Source organism: Spirosoma endophyticum (assembly GCF_900112365.1).
Classification (GTDB): Bacteria; Bacteroidota; Bacteroidia; order Cytophagales; family Spirosomataceae; genus Spirosoma; species Spirosoma endophyticum.
The window spans coordinates 1,058,519-1,080,882 of the sequence record NZ_FOLQ01000001.1 but is presented as its reverse complement, the minus strand read 5'-3'; the positions used below and the strand labels follow the sequence as shown (position 1 = coordinate 1,080,882).

Genomic DNA, 22,364 nt, shown 5'->3' with positions numbered 1-22,364 from the left:
CGTCGTACTTTTGCACAATTATTTTTTGCCAACGTATCTGAATCTATGGAATCAACTACTGAGAAGCTACACACTATGGCCGGGCACGGAAAAACCCGTCCTAAAAACAGCGGCACCAAAAAACTATTCGATAATCCTGTACTAGAAGCTCTTTCGCGTACGCACATCATGGTGCCCATCACGATGTGGCTGGTATTGTCTGCGTTCCTGGGTTGGTATGCCTTCACGTATACTGACATGGGCACGTCGATTATTGCGGGGCTTTTTTTTACGGGTCTATTCGTATTTTCGATATTCGAGTATGTGCTGCACCGATACCTGTATCACCTGGCGCCAACGACGCCAAAACGGGCTAAAATTCAGTATACATTTCATGGCATTCACCATGAATATCCGAAGGATAAAACCCGTCTGGCAATGCCTCCCGCCCTGGCGATTTTTGTGGCAGGTGCATTTTTTGGCTTATTTTTCCTGATGATGGGCGAAGCGGCTTATGCCTTCTTTCCTGGTTTTCTGGTAGGGTATTCGGGCTACCTGGCCGTGCATTTTATTGTTCATGCCTACGCGCCACCCAAAAACTTCTTTAAGCAATTGTGGGTAAACCACAGTGTACATCACTACAAAAATTCCGAAAGCAATTACGGCGTATCGTCGCCATTCTGGGATTACATTTTCGGATCTTTCCAAAAGTAAACGACCTGAATTTGACACACAGCAAAAATCCCCGCAGACATCTGATGTCTGCGGGGATTTTTTTTACGTAACGTGGGTTTCCATCGCAATGGTAAACCGTCCGCGCTACGTATTACTTCAGTTTCTCATTATTCAGATGCCGCGTAGCATCCCGGATATTTTTCTTGTCCATATTCTTCTGAAAAGCCTCTGTCAGATCAATGCCCGTCTGGTTGGCGAGGCAAATGAGTACCCATAGTACGTCGGCCATTTCATCGCCCAGGTCTTTGTTCTTATCTGACTCTTTTTCAGACTGTTCGCCATAACGACGGGCAATAATACGAGCGACCTCTCCAACTTCTTCCGTGAGCATCGCCATGTTTGTTAGCTCGTTAAAATAGCGAACACCAACGGTCTTGATCCACTCGTCAACGGTGGTTTGAGCGTCTTTGATAGTCATAATAGTAAACAGTCGACAGTCAGTAGTCGTCAGTCAATACTATTTTGCGGATGACTGACGACTACTGACTATCGACTTATTTCTCGGGTACAAACGTGAGTGAACTGAACTGATTTTCGTCGAAAACCTCCTGAGCGAGACCTTGTAATTGCTCCGACGTAACGGATTTGATGTCGCTGAAAATATCATTCAACGCTTCAACGCGGTTAATGTCCAGCAGGCTCTTGGCCATCATCAGCATAAAACTGTTATTGCTTTCCTCCGACATGGCCAACTGTCCAATTAACTGCTCTTTAGTCTGATGCAATTGCAACGTAGTAAGTGGCTGTTCACGCAATCGCTTCAACTCTTTCATGATCAGCGAGTGCGCTTTGTCCACCTTTTTAGGGTCTGTGCCGAAATAGATGCCTAGAAAACCCGTGTCCAGATACGGTGTGTAGCTGGCATCGATCGAATAGACCAGCCCATATTTTTCGCGCAGATTCAGATTCAGTCGCGAGTTCATGCCGGGGCCACCAAGCAGATTGACGAGCATGAAAAACGGGAGTCGTCGCGGGTCGGTCAAGCCGTAGGCTGGCCGGCCGAGCGCGCACTGAGCCTGTGTAATAGGTCGTTCTACGCGGGTTTGACGCGGTACATACGTAGTGGGCGTTTTGCGCTGACGGACCGAGTGCTGTGCTGGTACATCGCGGAAGTATTTTTCGGCCACTTTCACAACCTGTTTAAAGGGAAGCCTACCAACAGAGGCAAATACGATTCGGCTCGTGTCGTAGTTCTCCGCAATAAATCGCTGCAGATCATCGCGCCCAAATGACCCAACCGTTTCCATCGTGCCGAGAATATTGCCGCCAAGGGCGTGATTCGGGAACACTAACTCATCGAAATCATCCTGAATGGCATCCTCGGGCGAGTCGTAATACATCGCCATCTCTTCCAGAATAACGCTCCGCTCGCGCTCGATTTGCTTTTCGGGAAATACCGAGTGGAACGTAATGTCGGCTAATAATTCGGCTGCCTTCTCGAAATGTTTATCCAGTACCGATGCATGAAAACATACTTTTTCCTTCGTAGTATAGGCGTTCAACTCACCACCAACCGTTTCTAAACGAGTGATAATATGGTAGGATTTTCGTTTCTCCGTACCTTTGAAAGCCATGTGTTCCCAGAAGTGGGCTAATCCCTGCTGGTGAGGTTGTTCGTCGCGGCTACCGATGTCGAGCATGATGCCGCAATGGGAAATCTGCGTATGCGGAATTTGTTTATGTGCTATTCGAATTCCGTTGGGCAGAGTATAAACTTCGTAATCTTCCATTCTTAACAATTTACGCAGTCGTAACGACGTGTTGAGCGTACTAATGATAACCGCAACCAATCCACCCCGGTTCCTGATTATTCAAACCGCTTTCATTGGCGATGTAATTCTGGCTACTGCCTTACTCGAACAGCTGCACGAAACCTGGCCTAACGCTGTGTTGGATGTGCTGGTGCGCAAAGGTAACGAGAGTCTGCTGGCAAATAATCCCTTCCTGAACGATGTCCTGATCTGGCATAAAAAGGGTACCAAATATCGGGATTTATGGCGGTTATTACGTACTGTCCGTGCCCGGAACTATGATGCGGTGCTGAATTTACAACGCTATGGTACCATGGGATTACTGACGGCTTTATCGGGCGCAAAATGTACCGTCGGGTTTAACAAGAATCCATTTTCCCGATTTTTTACGCGGCAGGTCGAACACCGGTTTGAGCCGGGTATACATGAGGTTGATCGGAATGCCGGTTTATTACGTGCACTGGAAATAGACGGGAAACCGGTTAATCTACCGGCCTTCAGATCGCTCACGCGCCCAAAACTTTACCCGTCTATGCCCGACTATGAAGTGGTTAGTATGTACAAAAGACAGCCGTATGTGTGCATGGCACCTATGTCGGTCTGGTTTACGAAGCAATATCCGACGGAACGCTGGGTCGAATTAATTCAGTCTTTGCCTGGAAATTTGAGAGTCTATTTAGTAGGTGCGCCAACTGATAAAGTCGCTTGCGAGACCATTCGGGAACTGACGGGGCGACAAGTGAACGTAGTGAATCTGGCCGGGAAATTGACGTTATTGCAATCGGCTGCATTACAGCAGGATGCTGTAATGAACTATGTAAATGATTCGGCACCACTTCACTTGTGCTCGGCGATGAATGCGCCGACGACGGCTATCTTTTGCTCGACCGTTCCCGAATTTGGCTTTGGGCCGCTGGCTGACGTATCACGCATTGTTCAAACGCCCGAGCTACTCGATTGCAAGCCTTGCACGCTACACGGGCGCATGGCTTGCCCATTGGGCCATTTTCGGTGTGCCTGGACGATTCGAGTCGAAGATTTAACCATCCTGGAATAGCGTGTGTAGTAGACTACATTAGCGTGTGTATTTCAACGTATTGAAATTAGTTATCACATGAGTTTGTGTTTTATTTTGTAATTATTGCATTTATTGAAATTTTATAAAATACTTTACTAATAAAGCGAACTATTTATTTGAAAGGGCCTTGTTAGGCCCTATATTTGGTCTATTAGCGATAGTACAACAAAATAAGCGGTTTCGACTCACCTACTTGCCTGATTCTGTGAGTCGTTAACTCCACAAACAAAGATATTCTTCATCTATCTAGTAGTACGTTATACAAACATACTCGTATGTCTATCAATCGTCGTGACTGGCTCCGGGCCAGTATGTTATCTGGTCTGGGTTTAATGACGGCTCCAGCCGCATTCTGCGAACCAGAACCCGAAATGCCAATGGGCTTTGAAGTGCCTAAGGTTGCCATAAAAGCCCGTTTGTCGGCGAACGAAAACCCTTATGGGCCTTCACCAAAAGCGCTGAAAACCATCACCGAAGCAGCGCCCGATGGTTACCTCTACGCGATGGAGTACGCGAAGCAATTCCGTAAACTGATTGCAGAAACCGAAGGCGTTCCAGAAGATTACGTACTGCTGGGTGCAGGGTCAGGCGAGTTACTCACGGCAGCTTCACTTTGGGCGGCTTACCGGGCAAACGCCGGGCGTACCATTGTGGCGCCCGACCCAACCTTCGACGCGCTTCCACGTACCTCTATCAAACACGGCATTACGATGGACAAAGTGCCCCTCGTTGCAGCCGATGGATACGACATCAACCTGAATAAACTTAACGAACGTATTGGGAGTCAGACGGGTATGGTCTATCTCTGCAACCCGAACAATCCAACGGCCATCACGGTTGATCCTGGCAAACTGCGGGCATTCTGCGATGCTGTAGGCACTAAGACGCCAATTCTGGTTGACGAAGCCTATATCGACTATACGCCAGATCCAAAAGCTTATACAATGGTGGATATGGTGAAGAAAGGAAGCAATGTAATCATAACGAAGACCTTCTCGAAAGTACACGGTTTCGCCGGACTTCGGGCCGGTTATATGATTGCCAAGCCTGAATTGCTGGAACAGATTGCCAAGTTCGCAACGGGTGGCAGCTCCATGAGTATGACGACCTTACGGGCGGCCATGGTGAGCTTGCAGGACAAGGATTTCATCAAATTCTCGCTGGGCAAAACACAGGAGTCGAAAGATTATCTGTATGGCGTGTTGAAGCAAACAAACTACGAACCGCTCCCGTCGGGCGCTAACTTCGTGATGTTCCCAATCCGGATGAAAGGCGAAGATTTCGTAGGTCGGATGATGGAAAAGGGCGTGAGTATTCGTCAGTGGAAGTTCGATGGTCAATACTGGTGCCGCGTTTCGTTGGGCACAATGCCACAAATGCAGGCATTTGCGGAAGGACTGAAAGTTATTTCGTAGAAAAGAACGTAGTAGTAACGCGGCAGGAAAGCCGTGAAGCCGCAGGTTAAATGATATAGCGAAACAACGCCTATAGAATTAACCTGCAGCTTCACGGCTTTCCTGCTGCGTTACCTTTATTTTATCGCTACAGTTTTGGTTGGATCAATACGTAGCCACAAGAGCGCACTCACCAAAAGGCAACCCGCAATCATAAATAATGGGTAATTGAAATTGTTGGTGTGCTGGACAATGGTGCCAAACAGAATGGTAATGAAAAAGCCACCCAGCTGTCCGGCAAAATTCATGGAGCCAGTTACCGTACCCGCGTTACGTTGCCCAATGTCCACGCATACGGCAAAGGCCACAGGCAAGGCCAGATCTTTCATCAACACGCAGATCGCCAGATAGTAACCCGCCATTTGGTTATCCGTAGTAAGGCCAGCCAGCAGGAAAAATAAACTCGATAAGCCCAGACCTCCCACGCCCACCACCCGGCGCCCGATTTTAAGTCCATATCGTTTCGTCAGAACATCGCTCAACGTACCGCCCACCAGACAGCCAATAGCGCCCAGAAAATAGGAAAGCGAAATAAAATTCTTGGTTTGATCTTCGCTCATGCCGCGTCCTTCCTGAAAATAGACCGACGACCAGTTCGTGAAGAAATACGATCCGTAGAAGAACAGATGACACATCAGCATCAACGCCCATAGATCGGGGTTGCGGATAATGGTCGTCCACGGAATTCGGTGGTCACTCTGCTTGAGGTTACGACCCGATTCGATTTCACGAACTTCCTCGGCCCGGATGCCGGGTTGCTCAGATGGTTCATCGCGAAACCAAATGTACCAGCCTAAGGCCCATAAGACACCCGTTAAGCCCAGCAAGGCAAAGGCCCATCGCCAGCCAGCCCAGTGGACCAGCGGAATCACCAGCAGGGGCGTTAAAGCACCACCCAATCGTCCGGCCGCCCAGATAACCGACTGTGCCCGCCCAACCTCAACCGCCGGAAACCAGCGGGCAATAACGATAGACGCATTTGGATAAGCGCCCGCTTCACCAATACCAAACAGAAACCGAACGATAAGCAGATACAAAAAAGTAAAGGCCGTACCTGTAAGGGCCGTGAAGGCTGACCACCACAGAACAACACGCGTCAGGACACGCCGGGGACCAATCCTGTCGCCCAGGGAACCAGTTGGAATTTCGAACAGGGCATACGATAGCGAGAACGCGCCCAGTATCCAGCCGAATTGTTCATTGTCGAGGTGTAGATCTGATTTGACGTATTTGCTCACTACGTTCATGCAAACGCGGTCGAGGTAGGTAATGGTTGAGAGCAGAAATAAACCGGCCAGAACACCGTAGCGAGCCTTCATACAGACAGGGAGAGAGGATTTGTTGGTAAAGCTAAAAATACTTATGGTCTTACCTTTATACCAACCGGCGACTGACGTATTTTTACCGCATGTCTACCGTATCGATTGCCCCACTTGCCGAAAGCCTGCCTGCTTTCCTTGATTCTAATGACTTTTCGGACATTGCCGTTATTGCCGATAATCATACGTCCCGTTTTTGCTACCCCGAACTTAAATCCTTTCTGCCGAAGCATACGCTGATCCGTCTGAAATCGGGAGAGGAGCAGAAGCACATTGCTACCTGCGAATTAATTTGGGATGCCCTGACACGCGCTAATTTTGACCGTCATGCCCTGGTGCTGAATTTAGGGGGTGGTGTTATTGGCGATATGGGTGGTTTTTGCGCGGCTACCTATAAACGGGGCATTGCTTTCGCTCAATTGCCTACTACGTTGCTGTCGCAGGTAGACGCCAGCGTGGGCGGTAAGCTTGGTATTGATTTTCGGGGTTTCAAAAATCACATTGGTGTGTTCAAGCAACCCGAAGCCGTATTGATCGACACTACGTTCCTGGCGACGTTACCCGAACGGGAACTGCGGTCGGGTTTTGCGGAGGTCATTAAGCATTGCCTGATTGCTGATGCTACCATGTGGGACGAAATTCGTCGGCGCGATCTTGAGGAGCAGGACTGGTCAACCCTGGTGGCGCACTCCGTAGCAGTTAAGCAGCGCATCGTTGAACAGGACCCAACCGAGAAGGGGTTGCGTAAGATTCTGAACTTCGGCCATACGTTGGGCCATGCGGTTGAGACGTACTTTTTGACACAGCCCCGCAAGCGTCTTCTCCACGGCGAAGCAATTGCGGTAGGGATGATTGCTGAGGCCTATATTGCGGTACACAAAAAGATGATCGACGAAATCGTGTTGACGCAAATCGAAGAATACATTTTTGCCGTATATGGAAATGTACGTCTTCTGGATGGCGACATCGAACCGATTTTATCATTGACCCTACAGGACAAGAAAAACCGGGGACATCAGGTCAGAATGGCGTTACTTGATGGGCCGGGTAGTTGTGCGTTCGATATTCCGGTTACTGCATCTGAAATGCGACGAGGACTGGAGTTTTACCGAGGTTTAAATAAGTAATAAAATTTGGCGGTAGCCTATTGTTTGCCAAACAATTACGATTATATTTGGGTTTGACCGTAAATGATCCCTTGTTAACTACCATAACTATTTATTATAATCTATTTGTTGAAAACTTTTACAAAGGTGAGTATGAAAAAGTGCATCGGAATTCTATTTACACTGGCTGTTGTCGCTATGGCGGGCTGTTCGCCAAGTAGGTTATTTGTAGAGAATGATTATAGCTACGAGGGCCATTTTAAGAACTACGAATCGTTTAATTTTTTAGAGTGTGAATTCGTTGATTCCACACTCCTCTGTTCCGACATTCAGGATGCTATCCGGCACCAGATGGAAGCCCGGGGCTATCGCGTCAGCAATCGAAACCCCAATCTGCTGATTTCGTATAATATATTCCGTTCCGATCTGCGTTTTCGGGGCTATCAGCAGCCGGTTATGAAGGATTGGGTTGTTCGCGAAGATGATGACGCTACGTATAAGCGCATTGACTATAACCTCGATGAAGGCACGCTGATGATTTCGCTCATTGACGCCGAATCCTATCAGGTAATCTGGAAAGGCTATGCATCTAAAATGATGCGCAACCAGAATTTCAAGAATAATTACTTCAAGGGCATCGTACGATCCATATTTGATCAGTACCCGCTGATGGCAACCGCGCGGTAGTAACGCGGACAAGATATCCTCAGTTTAAATACAGCTATAAAAACAGAAGGCGAGACATGTGTCTCGCCTTCTGTTTTTATAGCTGGACCCAGTAATTTTATAGATGGATAAGATGCCCGCGTCACTTCGTCAATTCCTTAAATATTCCTTCCAGCGAACTTTCCTGCTGACGTAATCCTACGAGCGTTAGGTTCTGATCGGCGGCAAGGCGGAAGATAGCTGCCCGCAGGTCAGTGTTTTGTTCGGCAGAGATTCGATACTGACCTTGTGTCAATAGCTCAACATGCGTAACGCCCGAAACGGTCTTCAAGACGTCTGGATTGGCTAAATTACCTTCAAACTCGGCTACCACAACGACACCGTCTCCAGATGATGCACTTCTGAGCTCACTCAAAGAGCCGTCCGCTACGATTTTACCTCTATTGATAATCACCACCCGATCGCAGACGGCTTCGACTTCCTGCATGATGTGCGTAGAAAAAAGTACTGTTTTGTCGCGGCCCGCATCGCGAATAACCTGTCTGATTTCGGCCAGCTGGTTTGGGTCGAGGCCAGTTGTTGGTTCATCCAGAATCAATACAGGTGGATTGTGAAGTAAGGCCTGCGCCAGACCGACGCGTTGCCGGTATCCTTTCGAGAGCTGCCCGATACGTTTGTGCTGTTCGCGGCCTAAACCAACCAGTTCAATCATATCAGTAATACGTCGGCTCAGATTCGAGCCGCTTAGCCCGTGCAAGGCTCCGGCAAAGCGAAGGTATTCCTTTACGTATAGATCCAGATAGAGCGGGTTATGCTCGGGTAAGTAACCAACGCTACGTCGTACCTCCATTGGCTGGGTCAGAACGTCGAATCCGTTCACTTCCACCGTACCTTCGGTGGGGGGGAGGTAGCCCGTAGCTACTTTCATGGTTGTCGATTTTCCCGCACCATTTGGTCCCAGGAAACCAACGATCTCACCTGGTTTCACGGTTAGCGAAATCTGATCGACGGCCCGCTGTTGATTGTATTCTTTGGTAAGGCTCTTAATCTGGATAGACATGATTTATGGCTAATGCTGAACAATGAACGATGTAGTATACTGAATTGACATAGTAGGAATGTGTAGGGAACAGACAAAAAACCGGAAAGAATTTCTATTTTTAGCGGTTTAACCGCAATAGACACCGTTTTTCCCACCTATACATGTCCATTTTACGTAAAAAAACTGTTGCACAAATCCTGAGTGATGCAGCTGGCAGCGAGTCGAGCAAGTTAGTGAAGACGCTGGGCGTACGCGACCTGACCTCGTTTGGAATTGCAGCTATCATTGGAGCCGGTATTTTCAGCACTATTGGTCTGGCAAGTTACAACGGTGGGCCGGCAGTATCGCTATTGTTCGTGTTCACGGCAATTGCCTGTGTTTTCACGGCCCTCAGTTATGCACAGTTTGCCAGTACGGTCCCCGTGAGTGGAAGTGCCTACACGTATGCCTACGTAGCCTTCGGTGAGATTTTTGCCTGGGTGATCGGCTGGGCGCTGATTCTTGAATATGCGGTTAGCAACATGGTCGTGGCTATTTCGTGGTCAGAATATTTTACGTCGATGTTAAGCGGCTTCGGCATTACATTTCCCAAATATTTCGCTACGGATTATGGTTCGGCGTCGAAGGCGTTCGAGTTAGTACAGCAGACCCAACAGGCGGGCACGGCTCTCAGTACCTTACCTGACAATGTACGTACGTTAGCTAATGCGTATGCCAACGCGCCAGAATTGGGTGGCTTGAAATTGATTGCTAATCTTCCGGCTGGTGCTGTTACGGTTCTGATTACGGCCCTGGTTTACATCGGTATCAAGGAATCTCGTGCGGCCAGTAATATTCTGGTTTTGCTCAAGCTGGCCGTCATTGCCCTGGTTATTGGAGTAGGCGCTTTTTACGTAAAACCCGCGAACTGGTCACCCTTTGCGCCGAATGGAATGTCGGGCGTGTTGAGCGGAGTGGCCTCTGTATTTTTTGCGTTTATCGGGTTCGATTCCATTTCCACTACAGCCGAGGAGTGTAAAAATCCGCAACGTGATCTGCCCCGAGCCATGCTCTATTGCCTGGCAATCTGTACGGTTCTCTACGTACTGATTACGTTGGTGCTTACCGGAATGGTCAATTATAAAGAGTTGGGTGTGAGCGACCCGCTGGCCTATGTGTTCCAGAAAGTAAATCTTGACTTTGTGGCGGGTGTGATTTCAGTAAGCGCCGTAGTTGCCATTACCAGTGCTTTGCTGGTGTATCAACTCGGCCAGCCGCGCATCTGGATGACCATGAGCCGGGATGGCCTGCTTTGGAAACGGTTTGCGACGATCCATCCTACATACAAAACGCCTTCGTTTGCAACCATCATTACAGGTATCATTGTGGCTGTGCCCTCCATGTTTATGGATCTTAAATTCTTCGTCGATTTGACCAGCGTTGGTACGTTCTTTGCCTTCATCCTGGTCTGCGCGGGCATCTTGTTTCTGGATGCCAAAGGATTGACGGCACAGTCTAAATTTAAGGTGCCTTACGTAAATGGCAAATACATTATTGGGCTGGTGTTGCTAGCCGTAGTGGCCTATGCGCTCACGGGTGCCGATCTGCTGCAAACGATGGGGAGTAAACCGTTGTTATTTGTGTTTTGGGGTGTATGGATTGTTTTGGCTGTTCAGGGATTCCGGCATAATTTCTCGCTGCTTCCGGTAATCGGCATTTTGACAAATCTTTATTTGATGACTGAGCTTGGAGCCAGCAACTGGCGGATTTTCGGTATCTGGCTCATTATCGGTCTGGTGATTTATTTTTCCTATGGTTTCCGGAAGAGTAAGCTGGCGAATCAATAATACGCTAGCTCGCTCACCAGGTTGTTTTGATGGATACGTAATGGATACCCATTTGCCGCGTACTCATAGTTTGTGCCTGGCGTAAGCTGAACATGTCGGCTTGAAAAAAAAGCGGAAATGTAATGCACTGTACCAGCATACGGGTTGAGCCCCTGATCGTATTCATAACGAAAGGTGCGATCTGCGTATTCAGGTGTGGTGTTTGTGCTGATTTCTCGTAACGAAATGATGTTGCCTATACCGTCGTAGGTGAACTCCTGAGTTTTGCCTAATTTACGGGTACTGTCATACATCAGAACCTTCACGGGCAGTTGTTGACTATTGTATTCATACGTGGCTACACTGCGTAGTTCCCATTGCTCCGACTGTTTTAAGAACGTTCGACTTTCCTGAATACGTCCAGCATCGTCCGTATTAAATTCATTATAACTTGTCCATTTTACAGGACCACTACAACTGGATAGGCTTGAGTAGCCACACTCATTATCAAAATGCTGTACGTAGCGAAGCCGCCCAGTCGCATCATAGCGGTATTGATCGGCTGTTGTTACTTGTCCCGCTTTATAATTACGCCATTCCACTATTTTACCTTGTTGATTGTAGCGCCATTCGCTGGTTAGCTGCCCAGCGTATGTCTCGCTTTTTAAGCGGCCAGCCACCGAGCTACCCTGCAGAATCGGCTGATAATCGGTAGGTAAGTCAGCGAGCGACTGCACGGGTGCATCGAATGATTGAACCTGAACACCATTATCATCTTTGCAACCTGCCAGAAGAAATGCCAGTCCGACGAGAAGATAGGAAATCTGCATATGGATAGTAATTTTCCAAGAGATTCTAAAACGGGCCGAACGGTTGTAATCTACTGAGGAAGAAATCTGAACCCAACGCTATTCGAGACTGGATACATCACTTTCCGAAAAACATGATGTGCTGTTGTGGTAGCCGGTCATCATTTTTGATCAACTTCAACCCGGCCGCTTTCATCTCTTTCGTTGCCTGCGCTACGCTTAGTTTATGAAGTTCTTTGATCGGTACGTTCGGGTCTTCGGCTCGATATTCAACCAGCACTACGCGTCCACCCGGTTTCAAGGCTGTCACAATATGACCCATCATCTCGCGGGGGTAGGAAAATTCGTGGTAGGCATCAATCAAAATGGCTAGATCAGTGCTGCTGGCAGGCAATTTGGGGTCTGACTCTGTGCCGAGCACAGGCTGTACGTTGGTAATTTTTCGTTTTACTTTTCCTTCGTTCAGGTACGTAATCATTTCGGGCTGGATGTCTACCGCCAGCACTTTCCCCTGAGGCAGTTTGGGCGACATCAGAAACGTAAAAAAACCCGTTCCGGCACCTATATCAGCTACTACGTCGGTCGGCTTCAAATTGAGAGCTTTCAATAGTAAATCAGTACGTTCTTCCCGTTCGCGTTCCGGACGTTCGAGCCAGGACGCACCCAGGTGACCCATAACCTGAGCGATTTCGCGATTCTGGTAAATTTTGCCAATGCCATCGCGGCTGGCCTCACCAAAGCGATAAACCTTCGTAGAATCTGTTGGGGAGGTCGTAGCTGACTGTTGCTGAGATGAGCCTTGACCACAGGCTGTAAAAAAAATGAAGAGTAAGATCCAGAGACGTTGCATGGTTCAAGGTTTGCTATAATTTCTAAACCATCAGAATACAAAACAGTTGTTCAAGAAACCAAATACACCTGATTAGATGAATCTCATCCTACATTTACTGCTCGATGCCGCCGTAATTTTTGGTCTGGCCTACCTTATGCCCCAGGTTGATGTCAAGAATTTTGGCACAGCCGTACTGATTGCACTACTCCTTGGCTTACTGAATTTTTTTGTGGGCTGGCTTATTCGCTTTCCACTCAACCTCGTTACCTTCTTCCTGCTGACGGGTATCGTCAGAATTATTGTGACAGCCATTCTCCTAAAACTGATTGACAAGGTAATGGACAGTTTTACCATCGTTGGCTTCTGGCCTGCTCTTGTCATTGCGCTGGCCGTAGCCGTAGCGGGAACGCTCATTGATCGATCCGCACCAACGCAGGAAATGGTTGAATCGGGCTACGTAGTAACCGTATTGTCGCATCTACGTCTGACGTAAGTAGACGATTACGCCACGAATTAAATTCTTCTCCAATGCAAAAAGCCCTGTCAGTGATGGCAGGGCTTTTTGCATTGGAGAAGTCTGTTCGCCTAGTTGTTGTTAGTCGCTTCGGCGGCCACCCATCAAAAGGCTGGCATAATAAAGTAGTGTGGCCAATGAACCCAGAGCCGCCACTACGTAGGTCATAGCCGCCCACCACAGTGCATCTTTGGCAAAACCATACTCACGTTGATTCACAACACCGGTCGTTTGTACCCAGGCGAGTGCCCGGCGGCTGGCGTCAAATTCAACGGGTAACGTAACGAAGCTAAACAGTGTCGTTAAGGCAAAAAGTGCTACACCGATCGCAAGCGGTAAGGGCGTTGTATTCAATAACAGAATACCCGCCAGCAACACCCACTGCAAATAACGCGATGATACCGTCAGTACGGGTACCATTGCCGAACGGAGTTTGAGTGGCCCATAGGCTAATTTATGTTGCACTGCGTGCCCACATTCGTGCGAAGCTACAGCCGCAGCCGCTACACTTCGGCCGTAGTAAACATCAGCGCTGAGGTTAACGGTTTTCTCCTCCGGATTATAGTGGTCGGTGAGCATACCTTCAACCGAAACAACCCGGACGTCGTATATGCCATTATCATTCAGCATTTTTTGGGCTACTTCAGCACCGCTCATGCCGTTACTGAGACCAATTTGGGAGTATTCGTTAAACTTACTTCGTAACCGCCAGCTCACAAACGCGCTGAGGCCGAAGATAACAATCATCAATATCCAGGAAAATGCCATTGTTAATTAGTCAGGTTTTTGGTTCGTTCTAAACAGGAAACTTAGTACCCGTTGATAGTAAAACAACAGTTTACCCGAAAAAGTATCCCGTTAGATTGACCATTTATCAAGCTAATACTCCATTTAACAAGCCAATACACAAATACGGCTCCACCTATTTGCGTAAGTGGAGCCGTATTTTATGCTGAAATGAAGCCATCTAGGACGTTTTTTCCCGCGTCAATACAAATTCTTTATGTATCCAGCGGAAGCCTTTAAAAATCCGGGCGTTCAGAGTTTTTGAGTCAATCATTTTTACCTCAAGGCTAAAATGAATTCCCGTTTTAGGGTGAATCAGCTCACCTCCCGACCAGCCATTGCCATCGAATCCCAGATTGCTGATGAGTAGTTGATTTTTGGTCAGTCCGAACCGTTCTTGTCCCGTTTGACTAACATCGGCAATGCGGCCAAAGTAGCGATCTCCCGTACGATACAACTCAACCGTTGAACCTCTGCCCGGAAATTCCCAGATGCCCAGAATCTGATCGGCGGTATGATCAACGGACGATTTGCCGGTTATGGGTAATAGTAAAATCAGGACCCAAACCCAGAAACGGCGTTTGTTACGTAGCGAAATCGAATTCATTCGTGCGTTGTCGGTTTACGAGGTAATTACTGGAACGGAAATTATCAGGAAACCCGCCTACGAACGCTGCCAAACTACGTAACGGGACTTAAAAATAGCGTCTTTATTCCTGAATCCATAAGAATGATAGATTAAAATTAATTAACCGGTATAACGGAGCTATAAGCGTTGATATACCGGTCTAATAGCTTTGTTTAATCCGGTCAATAAGTTTGGTGGTGGAGTAGCCCGGTACCAGCGCAACCGTTTCTACGCGTCCGCCCCGGCCCAGCACAAAATCAGCGCCAACGATAGTTGCCACCGTATAATCATTCCCCTTAACCAGGACATCAGGCCGAATAACTTCAATTAATTCGATAGGCGTGGGTTCGCCGAAGAGGACAACCGCATCGACAAATTCGAAGGCAGCCATAAGTCGGGCGCGGGCATATTCATCTACCACAGGGCGTAATGGCCCTTTAACGCAACTAACCGACGCATCAGTGTTGAGGCCTAAAATCAGGCGATCGCCGAGGTGTCGCGCTTTTTCCAGATAATCAATATGGCCAAGGTGGACTATGTCAAAACAGCCGTTCGTAAAAACGATTTGCTGGCCTTCGGCTCTCCACTGGTCAGCCCGTTGAATGGCTTGTTCGCGGGTAAGAATTTTGGATTCGGTCATAAAAGAAAATACCTTATCGTTCCAGTTTAATGGCCTTCGGATCGTCCAGTACATCGGCTGCGTCGGTTACTTTATTGCGCCGAAGCAGAACGACTAACAAGGCCAGAATACCCAGAATGATGATCATAATTGTTGACACACCATGAATGAACGTAGCGAGTACTTGCCCATCCTGGCCCGTTAGGCCGTAGAGCAAAGCCACCTGACCAACCAATAAGTGAAACGAACCGATGCCGCCCGGTGTTGGGGCTGCCATGCCCAGCGAACCAACCACTAAAATGGTTAGCCCCGCCAATGGACCAAGATTGGCCGTGGCAGGCATCGCAAAAAACAACGTGTACGACATCAGGTAATACATAGTCCAGATCAGGAGCGTATGGAATAAAAATGCCCCTGGCCGACGCAATTTACGAACGCTCAGAAGCCCCGACATCAACCCCGTTAGGAAGCCGCTAACCTTTTGATAGAGTGGGTGCCGACCCAGTGCTTCGCGGTATCGGTTGAATAAAAACCAGCCTAGTATAGCCAGCCCTAACAGCACCGCGCCAGCCAGCAGCAGAACGCCCGATCCACTGGACCCTTTGGGCAATTTGCCGCCCAGGAACTCCATGAAAAACTGACTCAAGCGGTCAAATTCCAGCACGAATGTAGCGGCCAGCAAAAGCAGCAGCATCAGTACGTCAAACAGCCGCTCGGCAACGACCGTACCAAAGCTGACATTGACCGGCACGCCCGATAATCTATACAGTGTGCCGCAACGGGCTACTTCGCCCGCCCGCGGCAACGCCAAATTTGCCAGATAACCTGTCAATACGCTCGCCGTTGCATCAATCGAACTTGGACGTTGAGAAACGACAGGCTCCAGCAAAATACGCCATCGTTCGGCCCGGCTCCAGTGCGCAATAATCGTAAAGAAGGCAGATGCCACTATCCATCGATAATCGGCTGCACTGATTTTGCGCCACAGATCGGCTGCGTCAAGATGACTTTGCTGGAATGTAAACCAAAGTAACCCACCAGCAATGGCCAGTGAAATGACGTATTTAAGAATATTTGTTAAATTCATAAAGCGTGTAACGCGGCTGGAAAGCCGCGCTGAAATAACCATTAATGCGGCTTTCCAGCCGCGTTACAAAAAACTCCGTTACAAAGTAACGGAGTTTCGCCCAAATGGGTGTTAACGGTAAATAAAAGGCTTAACCTTTCACCAACCGATTATTAGTATCCGGGAAAACAACCGTTGGTTTATAGGCTTCAGCTTCTTCGGCGGTCATCATGGCATAGGCAATAATAATGATGATATCGCCAACCTGTGCCTTGCGGGCAGCCGCTCCATTGAGGCAGATGATGCCCGAACCGCGTTTACCCTTGATAACGTAGGTGACAAGCCGCTCACCATTGTTATTGTTAACGATATGAACCTGCTCATTTTCGAGTAGACCGGCTGCCTCCATCAGGTCTTCATCAATGGTAATGCTTCCGACGTAGTTGAGTTCTGCCTGCGTGACTTTGACGCGATGGAGTTTTGACTTTAAAACTGTAAGGAACATGATTGTTAGGTACGAATCGGACGTAACGGCGGTATAGCACTTGCTCACTTCCATTACATCGTACCGAAAACAGTCATGAATAGGGCTTGGTTCCGGGCAGTTTCGCCACCACAAATAGATGGAACGTTAACTCATTACGCACCAGTGACTTCGGGTCAATATACCGCCATCGCAGGCTCAACGTCTCGCGCCCAGGCATTGATGCCGCCGTCGAGATTGTACAGATTCGTTAGTCCTTCCTGCGCGTACAGGTACTGAACAACATTCGCCGAACGAATGCCGTGGTGACAGTAAACAACAACGGGTCGATCGGTTGGAATACGTTTCCGATTGTTAGGGATCATGCTAACCGGAATCAGGACGGCATTATCCAGGTGACATAAATCGTATTCGGGCCGTTCGCGTACATCCAGCAGAAAGATAGATTCGCCTAGTGATAGTCGGTCGGCTAGTTCCTGCACCGACATTTTTTGTGGGCCTAACGTACCAGGAGCTGGAGGTAAGCCCATTGATATCAAGCCTTGTTCTGCCAGTTCTTCGGCATCGACCCGACGCTTGGTTTTGATTTTCTGCTGACCCATCGACAGCAGGTCGATCATCAGCAGGTGTTCGCTTAGGGATTGGCCAATACCCGTAATAAGTTTGATGACTTCGTTGGCCTGATACGTACCAATCACGCCCGGCAGCACACCCAAAACGCCCGTGTCGTTGCAATTCGGGATTTCAATCTCATTCGGATATTGTGGAAACAGGCACCGATACGTTGGTCCACGAAGCCCCTCGCCAAGATCGGCATTCAGTACGGCTACCTGACCTTCGAACCGATGGATAGCGCCGTAGACAAAAGGCTTGCCTAACGTAACACACATATCATTGACTAGATACCGAACCTTAAAATTGTCGGTACAGTCAACAACAATGTCGTAGTCTTCAATGATGCTGCGGGCGTTACTAATGTCAAGCGACATCGTATACGTATCGAAACTGATATCTGGATTCAGCCGATTCAGGTGACTAACGGCCACTTTGGCTTTGGGTTTGCCAACCTCATCCGTCGTGTACAGAACTTGCCGTTGAAGATTGCTTAAATCCACTACGTCCGGATCAATAACGCCGATTGTCCCCACGCCCGCAGCCGTCAGATAAAGCAACACAGGACATCCAAGACCACCGGCTCCAACGACCAGTACTCGGGCATTTTTGAGCTGTAACTGACCTTTTGTGCCAATTTCGGGCAGATTCAGGTGTTTCTGATAGCGTTGTTTTTCGGCAGGTACTAGGGTTGTGGCTTCCATATTTGGTGTTCGTTGAGCAAGCTAAAATATGCTGCATTTATCCAACAGATTTATCCTGTCTAAAATTGCGCCGTTTTTAATCAGTGTGTAAATATTTAGTAAACGTGATGTATGTAGTTTTTTTTAGTACTATTGCCCCGTCAAAATCCAAACGTTTCCTAACTATGAACCATAAGCTTTTTCCCGCAATTGATCTGGCTGCTCACACCCATTTACTACAATTTCGGCCACAATTGACGGTTGGCCTGTTGGCCCTTTCTCTAACGTTTACGTCACATTCAGTCAATGCTTCGATTAATCCGGTAAAGCCTGCTATGGGTATTAATGAACCTGCCAAAGGTAAGTGGGAAAGCTTGTTCGATGGTAAAACTTTAACCGGCTGGCACACATATCTGAAAGCGGGTCAACCCGTCTCTGACAAATGGATGGTCGATGATGGTGCGATTCATTTGACTGATCGAGGAGCTGGTGATCTGGTAACCGACAAGGAATACGGTGACTTTGAATTGGAAATAGAATGGAAAATTGCGGAAGGTGGCAACAGTGGTATTATTTACCACGTTCATGAAGACCCTAAATTCAAATCGACCTACAATACGGGGCCTGAGATGCAGGTTCTTGACAATGAGCGCCACCCCGATGCTAAACAGGGTCGCGATGGCAACCGTACCGCGGGGTCACTTTATGATTTACAGAAGCCCGTTACGCCCGGAGCCGCTAATCCGGCTGGTCAATGGAACAAAGCCAAACTGATTGTCAGTAAAGGGAAAGCGGAGCAATATCTGAATGGTAAGAAAACGGCAGAGTATCCAACCAGCGGTCCCGAATGGGATAAAATGGTGTCGGAGAGTAAATTCAAAGGGTGGGAAGGCTTTGGTAAATATGCGAGCGGTCATATTGCCCTGCAGGACCACGGTAACAAAGTCTGGTTTCGCAATATTCGAATTCGCGAATTATAGCCCTAAATTCTTATGACCTTCTCCCGCCGTACGGCCCTTAAAACGATAACTGGCACCGCCCTGACGTTGCCTGTTCTGACCGATTCCTTCGCCAGTCCTATGAATCAAAATGCACAAGCTCCCCTTGCGCTAAAGGGACGAATCAACCATTCGGTTTGTAAATGGTGTTACGGTAAAATTCCACTCGAAGACTTTTGCAAGTCGGCAAAAGAAATGGGAATGACCGGTATCGATCTGCTTGGACCCGCCGAGTGGCCTGTGTTGAAGAAATATGGCCTTACGTGCTCTATGGCACAAGGTGCTGGGAAAGGTATTCCGCAGGGATTCAACGATCTTAAATTGCACGACGAGTTAGTAGCTAGCTACGAGGATATTTTTCCTAAACTTAAGGAAGCTGGTCTAACGAATGTTATCTGCTTCTCGGGAAACCGGCGGGGTATGAGCGATGAAGAAGGTATGAACAATTGTGCTGTGGGACTGAAACGCCTGATGCCCAGTGCCCAAAAGTATGGTGTTACCATGATTATGGAGTTGCTCAACAGTAAGGTGGATCACAAAGATTACATGTGTGATCACTCAGCCTGGGGTGTTGAACTATGTAAAAAAGTTGGCTCAGAAAATTTCAAACTGCTTTATGATATCTACCATATGCAGATAATGGAGGGCGACATTATCCGTACCATCCGGGCTAATAACCAATACTTTGGTCATTATCACACGGGCGGAAATCCTGGACGTAATGAGATCGATGAAACACAGGAACTGTACTACCCAGCCATCATGAAAGCTATTGTTGATACGGGTTTCAAAGGCTTCGTAGCGCAGGAGTTCATTCCTAAACGTGACCCATTGACCAGCCTGAAAGAAGCGGTATTGATATGTGATGTGTAAATTGTAGAGACGCAAGGGGGATTGCGTCTCTACAATTTGTAATTCTTATACTCGCCAATACGCCACCCGGTCAGCTTTTCTATGAAGGTTAGAAAGCGCACCCGGGGGGTGTATTTTTTTTGGGTGATATCAAAATCGAAGGTCCAGTTCAGGCGGTCGACGCGAGGCTGCATGACGGCAGGGTGTGTTCCCGTAAAATGGGCTAATGAATCAATCTCGCCATAGTCAAATACTTTAGCACGGGCATCTGCGTCGGCGATGTTCTCATGGCTGGTATGCCAAAAGCGATTGGCGTATTCAAGCCGTTTTCGTTGTGTTTCAGGCGGTTTTACCCAGCCATAGTGATAAATATAGGCATCAATCAATTTGACGTTCAACTTGCGATTGTCGCGTGTTCGAAAACCCTGTGCGTCCTTGTAGGAGACTACATTGCCGGTGTTTCGAATCACCCGTATTTCGCGACGATACCACTGACGAGAGTCACCTACGTAGCTGTAGGAGCCGTAAAAATGCAGGTATTTAAAAAGCAGCCCATCGACATTCTCGTCTTTTAGATACGTCTGCATAGCCTCCCGCACCACCGGAATAGATTGCTCGTGCAACACTTCGTCGCCCTGGATATAAAAGGCCCAGTCGGCATCTGGTGAAATGGCAGCAAGAGCTTTATCGGTTTCCTGGGCTAACACCCGTCCTCCCGCAAGAGCGCTTTGATCCCAGGTTGTATGAACGATTCGAATTTTGTCCGAGGGGATTGACTTGATCAAATCCAGCGTATCGTCGTCTGAAGCACCTACGGCGATCACAAACTCATCACACAAGGGTAATACAGACGTAATGGCTTCTACTACGGGATAATCGAATTGAACGGCATTACGGATAAAACTGAATCCGGCTACTTTCATGGAATACAGATCGGGTTGACTACGAGTCGGTAAAGATAAGTCTCAATTGCTACGTTATTCATTCAACGCTGCCCGAGCTTTATTATCTACGCTGTTTTTATACTCATGCCGTTTGAAACTGATTGCCTTCTGAAAAAACGATCGAGCATGGGTACGATCGTTTTTTTGCTTGTATATGTAGCCCAACTGTAGGGCGGCTGTTGCCCCGAAGGACAACTGATCCGGTTCGCTAAGCGTAAGAGCCCGGCTGAGATAGGGAATGGCAGCATCGGAGTCATTTCGGCGTTGAAAGATGCGCCCCATGCGGTAGTTATATTCAGCCTTTTCTGGCGTCAGCGGAAATTTGGCCTCACTATACGGCCGGAGATAAGTCAACGCGCTGTCGGTGAAACCACCATCGGATGCAAGTCGGGCACGCATCAGGACCTTCTGGTTGGGTGAGGCACCTCGTTTCAAATACGTATCAGCGAATTTATGCGCGGCTTTATCGGACTCAACCGTTGTGCGCCCAACAGTTATGACTTTTTGCAAATAGGCACGAGATGCTATGTCACCGGCGCTACGGTCATCGCCCAACCAGTAGCAGAGAAATAGCTTATAGTACGTATCCTTTAGAAAATTCTGGCCCTTGTACGTTGCCAGAAACTGCTGAAAATGAGTTATGGCTGAGGGATATTCTCCTTTTTGAAGGGAAATGTCGCCCAGAATATTTTCGATTATTGGCAAGGCAAGGTAGTCTTTTCCCGTAGGTCGATTCGCCAGATAAGCGAGTGCCTGTTCGCTATGTCCATTTTTCTGCTCAATTGTTGCTCCAAAGAAGTTGAGTAACAGATTGTCGGGATGCTCACTAATGAACCGTTGCAACAGTTTCTCATCAGCGTCGGTAAACTTGAGTACATAAGCACGCACCATGAAGTCGATCAAACGGGCTTCGCGACCAAAAACGGGATCTTGCCCGGCTCCTTTCAACTCATCCTGACCCTGTTTAATGTTGCCATGTAACCCCAAGAGATTGGCTACCCAGATGTAATTATCAGGTACGGAGCCAATCATTACGTGCAACGTACCCAGTGACTTATAAGTGGGCAGGAAATTGGGGAATCGTTTTTGGTTTTCCGCCAGCAGTTTATACGCGCGGATTACATCCCAGCTGGCGCTTACTTCTTTCCCGAATTTTAGTTTTACAAATGCCCAATGGAGACGTACTTCAGCTAACATAACGCGTTGCCACGGAGACGTATCGTCTAACTTTTTCAGGACATCGAGCCGGTCACTTTCGCGGTCGCTCAGGCGGTCAAAGGCCTGCTCATCGTCGGAGGTGGCAAGCAAAAGCATGTCGGCGTAATCGTCCAGAAAAATTCGAATGCCATTCGCTGTAGATTCACGAGCCATCTGCTGTTGGGCAGGAGCAACTTTCAGTTTTTGCAAGTCAGAAAAAGCGCGTTGCAAACCGGGTGTCCAGACAAAGTCCTGAGCTGATACGACAAATGGCAGAAAAACGAGCAGGGTTGTTGCAACCGCAACGCGACGAATGAAGGTCAGCATGGTTGTTTCAACAGGAAATAATGTCAAAAGGACTATTCTAAACCAAAAAAGGCCGTCAACCCGACGACCTTTTTGATA

Annotated in this window: 23 protein-coding genes; 9 read left to right on the top strand and 14 right to left on the bottom strand. The window is 48.1% G+C overall.

Going from position 1 to position 22,364, the window contains the following annotated elements:
• The first annotated feature begins 45 nt into the window (after positions 1 to 45).
• Positions 46 to 693, top strand: a complete 648-nt coding sequence (locus tag BM202_RS04265) for a sterol desaturase family protein (protein ID WP_093823247.1) — start codon at positions 46 to 48, stop codon at positions 691 to 693.
• 112 nt (positions 694 to 805) lie between these two features.
• Here the strand turns inward: BM202_RS04265 and BM202_RS04260 are convergent, their stop codons facing one another.
• A complete protein-coding gene (locus tag BM202_RS04260; protein ID WP_093823245.1) occupies positions 806 to 1,132 on the bottom strand; it encodes a nucleotide pyrophosphohydrolase in 327 nt (108 codons plus the stop codon).
• A 76-nt stretch (positions 1,133 to 1,208) separates the two neighbouring features.
• Positions 1,209 to 2,444, bottom strand: a complete 1,236-nt coding sequence (locus BM202_RS04255) for a M16 family metallopeptidase (protein ID WP_093823243.1) — start codon at positions 2,442 to 2,444, stop codon at positions 1,209 to 1,211.
• A gap of 43 nt (positions 2,445 to 2,487) precedes the next feature.
• Here BM202_RS04255 and BM202_RS04250 point away from each other — a divergent pair, with 43 nt between their 5' ends.
• Together BM202_RS04250 and BM202_RS04245 are read left to right on the top strand one after the other, a co-directional pair.
• Positions 2,488 to 3,522, top strand: a complete 1,035-nt coding sequence (locus BM202_RS04250) for a glycosyltransferase family 9 protein (protein WP_093823241.1) — start codon at positions 2,488 to 2,490, stop codon at positions 3,520 to 3,522.
• A gap of 296 nt (positions 3,523 to 3,818) precedes the next feature.
• Positions 3,819 to 4,958 (top strand): pyridoxal phosphate-dependent aminotransferase, encoded by a 1,140-nt coding sequence (locus BM202_RS04245; RefSeq protein ID WP_093823239.1) that lies wholly within the window; start codon positions 3,819 to 3,821, stop codon positions 4,956 to 4,958.
• Between the two features lie 116 nt (positions 4,959 to 5,074).
• Here the strand turns inward: BM202_RS04245 and BM202_RS04240 are convergent, their stop codons facing one another.
• Positions 5,075 to 6,316 carry an MFS transporter gene (locus tag BM202_RS04240; protein WP_093823238.1) on the bottom strand — a complete coding sequence of 414 codons (1,242 nt, stop codon included), beginning with the start codon at positions 6,314 to 6,316 and terminating at the stop codon, positions 5,075 to 5,077.
• A gap of 89 nt (positions 6,317 to 6,405) precedes the next feature.
• Here BM202_RS04240 and aroB point away from each other — a divergent pair, with 89 nt between their 5' ends.
• Together aroB and BM202_RS04230 are read left to right on the top strand one after the other, a co-directional pair.
• Positions 6,406 to 7,443, top strand: a complete 1,038-nt coding sequence (aroB, locus tag BM202_RS04235; protein WP_093823236.1) for a 3-dehydroquinate synthase — start codon at positions 6,406 to 6,408, stop codon at positions 7,441 to 7,443.
• Positions 7,444 to 7,575: 132 nt separating this feature from the next.
• Positions 7,576 to 8,109, top strand: a complete 534-nt coding sequence (locus BM202_RS04230) for a DUF4136 domain-containing protein (RefSeq protein ID WP_093823234.1) — start codon at positions 7,576 to 7,578, stop codon at positions 8,107 to 8,109.
• Between the two features lie 121 nt (positions 8,110 to 8,230).
• On the opposite strand, the gene gldA is transcribed toward BM202_RS04230, so the two are convergent.
• Positions 8,231 to 9,148, bottom strand: coding sequence for a gliding motility-associated ABC transporter ATP-binding subunit GldA (gene gldA / locus BM202_RS04225; RefSeq protein WP_093823231.1), 918 nt, complete (start codon positions 9,146 to 9,148; stop codon positions 8,231 to 8,233).
• Between the two features lie 143 nt (positions 9,149 to 9,291).
• On the opposite strand from gldA, the gene BM202_RS04220 reads away from it, so the two are divergent.
• Positions 9,292 to 10,956: an amino acid permease gene (locus BM202_RS04220; protein ID WP_093823229.1), complete on the top strand. Its 1,665-nt coding sequence runs from the start codon at positions 9,292 to 9,294 to the stop codon at positions 10,954 to 10,956.
• Here the strand turns inward: BM202_RS04220 and BM202_RS04215 are convergent.
• Positions 10,950 to 11,765, bottom strand: coding sequence for a hypothetical protein (locus BM202_RS04215; protein ID WP_093823227.1), 816 nt, complete (start codon positions 11,763 to 11,765; stop codon positions 10,950 to 10,952). The two genes, BM202_RS04220 and BM202_RS04215, sit on opposite strands and share 7 nt — an antisense overlap.
• A gap of 97 nt (positions 11,766 to 11,862) precedes the next feature.
• Positions 11,863 to 12,594: a class I SAM-dependent methyltransferase gene (locus BM202_RS04210; RefSeq protein WP_093823225.1), complete on the bottom strand. Its 732-nt coding sequence runs from the start codon at positions 12,592 to 12,594 to the stop codon at positions 11,863 to 11,865.
• Between the two features lie 76 nt (positions 12,595 to 12,670).
• Here BM202_RS04210 and BM202_RS04205 point away from each other — a divergent pair, with 76 nt between their 5' ends.
• A complete protein-coding gene (locus BM202_RS04205) occupies positions 12,671 to 13,069 on the top strand; it encodes a phage holin family protein (RefSeq protein WP_093823222.1) in 399 nt (132 codons plus the stop codon).
• A 102-nt stretch (positions 13,070 to 13,171) separates the two neighbouring features.
• Here BM202_RS04205 and BM202_RS04200 read toward each other — a convergent pair whose 3' ends face one another.
• From BM202_RS04200 to moeB, 6 genes are all read right to left on the bottom strand, one after another.
• The gene (locus BM202_RS04200) at positions 13,172 to 13,837 is read right to left on the bottom strand and encodes a zinc metallopeptidase (protein ID WP_093823662.1); all 666 of its coding nucleotides are present in this window, start codon (positions 13,835 to 13,837) and stop codon (positions 13,172 to 13,174) included.
• A 220-nt stretch (positions 13,838 to 14,057) separates the two neighbouring features.
• On the bottom strand, positions 14,058 to 14,483 hold the full coding sequence (locus BM202_RS04195; RefSeq protein ID WP_093823218.1) for a DUF2147 domain-containing protein: 426 nt from the start codon (positions 14,481 to 14,483) through the stop codon (positions 14,058 to 14,060).
• Between the two features lie 181 nt (positions 14,484 to 14,664).
• Positions 14,665 to 15,144, bottom strand: coding sequence for a D-glycero-beta-D-manno-heptose 1-phosphate adenylyltransferase (gene rfaE2 / locus BM202_RS04190; RefSeq protein ID WP_093823216.1), 480 nt, complete (start codon positions 15,142 to 15,144; stop codon positions 14,665 to 14,667).
• A gap of 13 nt (positions 15,145 to 15,157) precedes the next feature.
• Entirely contained in the window at positions 15,158 to 16,210 is a 1,053-nt protein-coding gene (locus BM202_RS04185) for a lysylphosphatidylglycerol synthase transmembrane domain-containing protein (protein WP_093823660.1), read from the bottom strand.
• 130 nt (positions 16,211 to 16,340) lie between these two features.
• Entirely contained in the window at positions 16,341 to 16,694 is a 354-nt protein-coding gene (panD, locus tag BM202_RS04180; RefSeq protein ID WP_093823658.1) for an aspartate 1-decarboxylase, read from the bottom strand.
• A 155-nt stretch (positions 16,695 to 16,849) separates the two neighbouring features.
• Positions 16,850 to 17,989, bottom strand: coding sequence for a molybdopterin-synthase adenylyltransferase MoeB (moeB, locus tag BM202_RS04175; RefSeq protein ID WP_093823214.1), 1,140 nt, complete (start codon positions 17,987 to 17,989; stop codon positions 16,850 to 16,852).
• 314 nt (positions 17,990 to 18,303) lie between these two features.
• On the opposite strand from moeB, the gene BM202_RS04170 reads away from it, so the two are divergent.
• Both BM202_RS04170 and BM202_RS04165 read left to right on the top strand, forming a co-directional pair.
• Positions 18,304 to 18,948 carry a 3-keto-disaccharide hydrolase gene (locus tag BM202_RS04170; protein ID WP_245776528.1) on the top strand — a complete coding sequence of 215 codons (645 nt, stop codon included), beginning with the start codon at positions 18,304 to 18,306 and terminating at the stop codon, positions 18,946 to 18,948.
• A 12-nt stretch (positions 18,949 to 18,960) separates the two neighbouring features.
• The gene (locus BM202_RS04165) at positions 18,961 to 19,839 is read left to right on the top strand and encodes a hydroxypyruvate isomerase family protein (protein WP_093823212.1); all 879 of its coding nucleotides are present in this window, start codon (positions 18,961 to 18,963) and stop codon (positions 19,837 to 19,839) included.
• A 29-nt stretch (positions 19,840 to 19,868) separates the two neighbouring features.
• Here the strand turns inward: BM202_RS04165 and BM202_RS04160 are convergent, their stop codons facing one another.
• Positions 19,869 to 20,741: a glycosyltransferase family protein gene (locus BM202_RS04160; protein ID WP_093823210.1), complete on the bottom strand. Its 873-nt coding sequence runs from the start codon at positions 20,739 to 20,741 to the stop codon at positions 19,869 to 19,871.
• A gap of 54 nt (positions 20,742 to 20,795) precedes the next feature.
• Entirely contained in the window at positions 20,796 to 22,286 is a 1,491-nt protein-coding gene (locus BM202_RS04155; protein WP_093823208.1) for a tetratricopeptide repeat protein, read from the bottom strand.
• Positions 22,287 to 22,364 lie beyond the last annotated feature (78 nt).

Excerpts from the sequence above, each read along its gene's own strand:
- BM202_RS04160 (WP_093823210.1), bottom strand. The coding sequence starts at position 20,741 with ATGAAAGTAGCCGGATTCAGTTTTATCCGTAATGCCGTTCAATTCGAT.
- aroB (WP_093823236.1), top strand. The coding sequence starts at position 6,406 with ATGTCTACCGTATCGATTGCCCCACTTGCCGAAAGCCTGCCTGCTTTC.
- BM202_RS04200 (WP_093823662.1), bottom strand. The coding sequence starts at position 13,837 with ATGATTGTTATCTTCGGCCTCAGCGCGTTTGTGAGCTGGCGGTTACGA.
- BM202_RS04195 (WP_093823218.1), bottom strand. The coding sequence starts at position 14,483 with ATGAATTCGATTTCGCTACGTAACAAACGCCGTTTCTGGGTTTGGGTC.
- BM202_RS04250 (WP_093823241.1), top strand. The coding sequence starts at position 2,488 with ATGATAACCGCAACCAATCCACCCCGGTTCCTGATTATTCAAACCGCT.
- gldA (WP_093823231.1), bottom strand. The coding sequence starts at position 9,148 with ATGTCTATCCAGATTAAGAGCCTTACCAAAGAATACAATCAACAGCGG.
- BM202_RS04185 (WP_093823660.1), bottom strand. The coding sequence starts at position 16,210 with ATGAATTTAACAAATATTCTTAAATACGTCATTTCACTGGCCATTGCT.
- BM202_RS04210 (WP_093823225.1), bottom strand. The coding sequence starts at position 12,594 with ATGCAACGTCTCTGGATCTTACTCTTCATTTTTTTTACAGCCTGTGGT.
- BM202_RS04220 (WP_093823229.1), top strand. The coding sequence starts at position 9,292 with ATGTCCATTTTACGTAAAAAAACTGTTGCACAAATCCTGAGTGATGCA.
- BM202_RS04240 (WP_093823238.1), bottom strand. The coding sequence starts at position 6,316 with ATGAAGGCTCGCTACGGTGTTCTGGCCGGTTTATTTCTGCTCTCAACC.
- BM202_RS04215 (WP_093823227.1), bottom strand. The coding sequence starts at position 11,765 with ATGCAGATTTCCTATCTTCTCGTCGGACTGGCATTTCTTCTGGCAGGT.
- rfaE2 (WP_093823216.1), bottom strand. The coding sequence starts at position 15,144 with ATGACCGAATCCAAAATTCTTACCCGCGAACAAGCCATTCAACGGGCT.
- moeB (WP_093823214.1), bottom strand. The coding sequence starts at position 17,989 with ATGGAAGCCACAACCCTAGTACCTGCCGAAAAACAACGCTATCAGAAA.
- BM202_RS04230 (WP_093823234.1), top strand. The coding sequence starts at position 7,576 with ATGAAAAAGTGCATCGGAATTCTATTTACACTGGCTGTTGTCGCTATG.
- BM202_RS04265 (WP_093823247.1), top strand. The coding sequence starts at position 46 with ATGGAATCAACTACTGAGAAGCTACACACTATGGCCGGGCACGGAAAA.
- BM202_RS04255 (WP_093823243.1), bottom strand. The coding sequence starts at position 2,444 with ATGGAAGATTACGAAGTTTATACTCTGCCCAACGGAATTCGAATAGCA.
- BM202_RS04245 (WP_093823239.1), top strand. The coding sequence starts at position 3,819 with ATGTCTATCAATCGTCGTGACTGGCTCCGGGCCAGTATGTTATCTGGT.
- BM202_RS04165 (WP_093823212.1), top strand. The coding sequence starts at position 18,961 with ATGACCTTCTCCCGCCGTACGGCCCTTAAAACGATAACTGGCACCGCC.
- BM202_RS04170 (WP_245776528.1), top strand. The coding sequence starts at position 18,304 with ATGGGTATTAATGAACCTGCCAAAGGTAAGTGGGAAAGCTTGTTCGAT.
- BM202_RS04205 (WP_093823222.1), top strand. The coding sequence starts at position 12,671 with ATGAATCTCATCCTACATTTACTGCTCGATGCCGCCGTAATTTTTGGT.
- panD (WP_093823658.1), bottom strand. The coding sequence starts at position 16,694 with ATGTTCCTTACAGTTTTAAAGTCAAAACTCCATCGCGTCAAAGTCACG.
- BM202_RS04260 (WP_093823245.1), bottom strand. The coding sequence starts at position 1,132 with ATGACTATCAAAGACGCTCAAACCACCGTTGACGAGTGGATCAAGACC.
- BM202_RS04155 (WP_093823208.1), bottom strand. The coding sequence starts at position 22,286 with ATGCTGACCTTCATTCGTCGCGTTGCGGTTGCAACAACCCTGCTCGTT.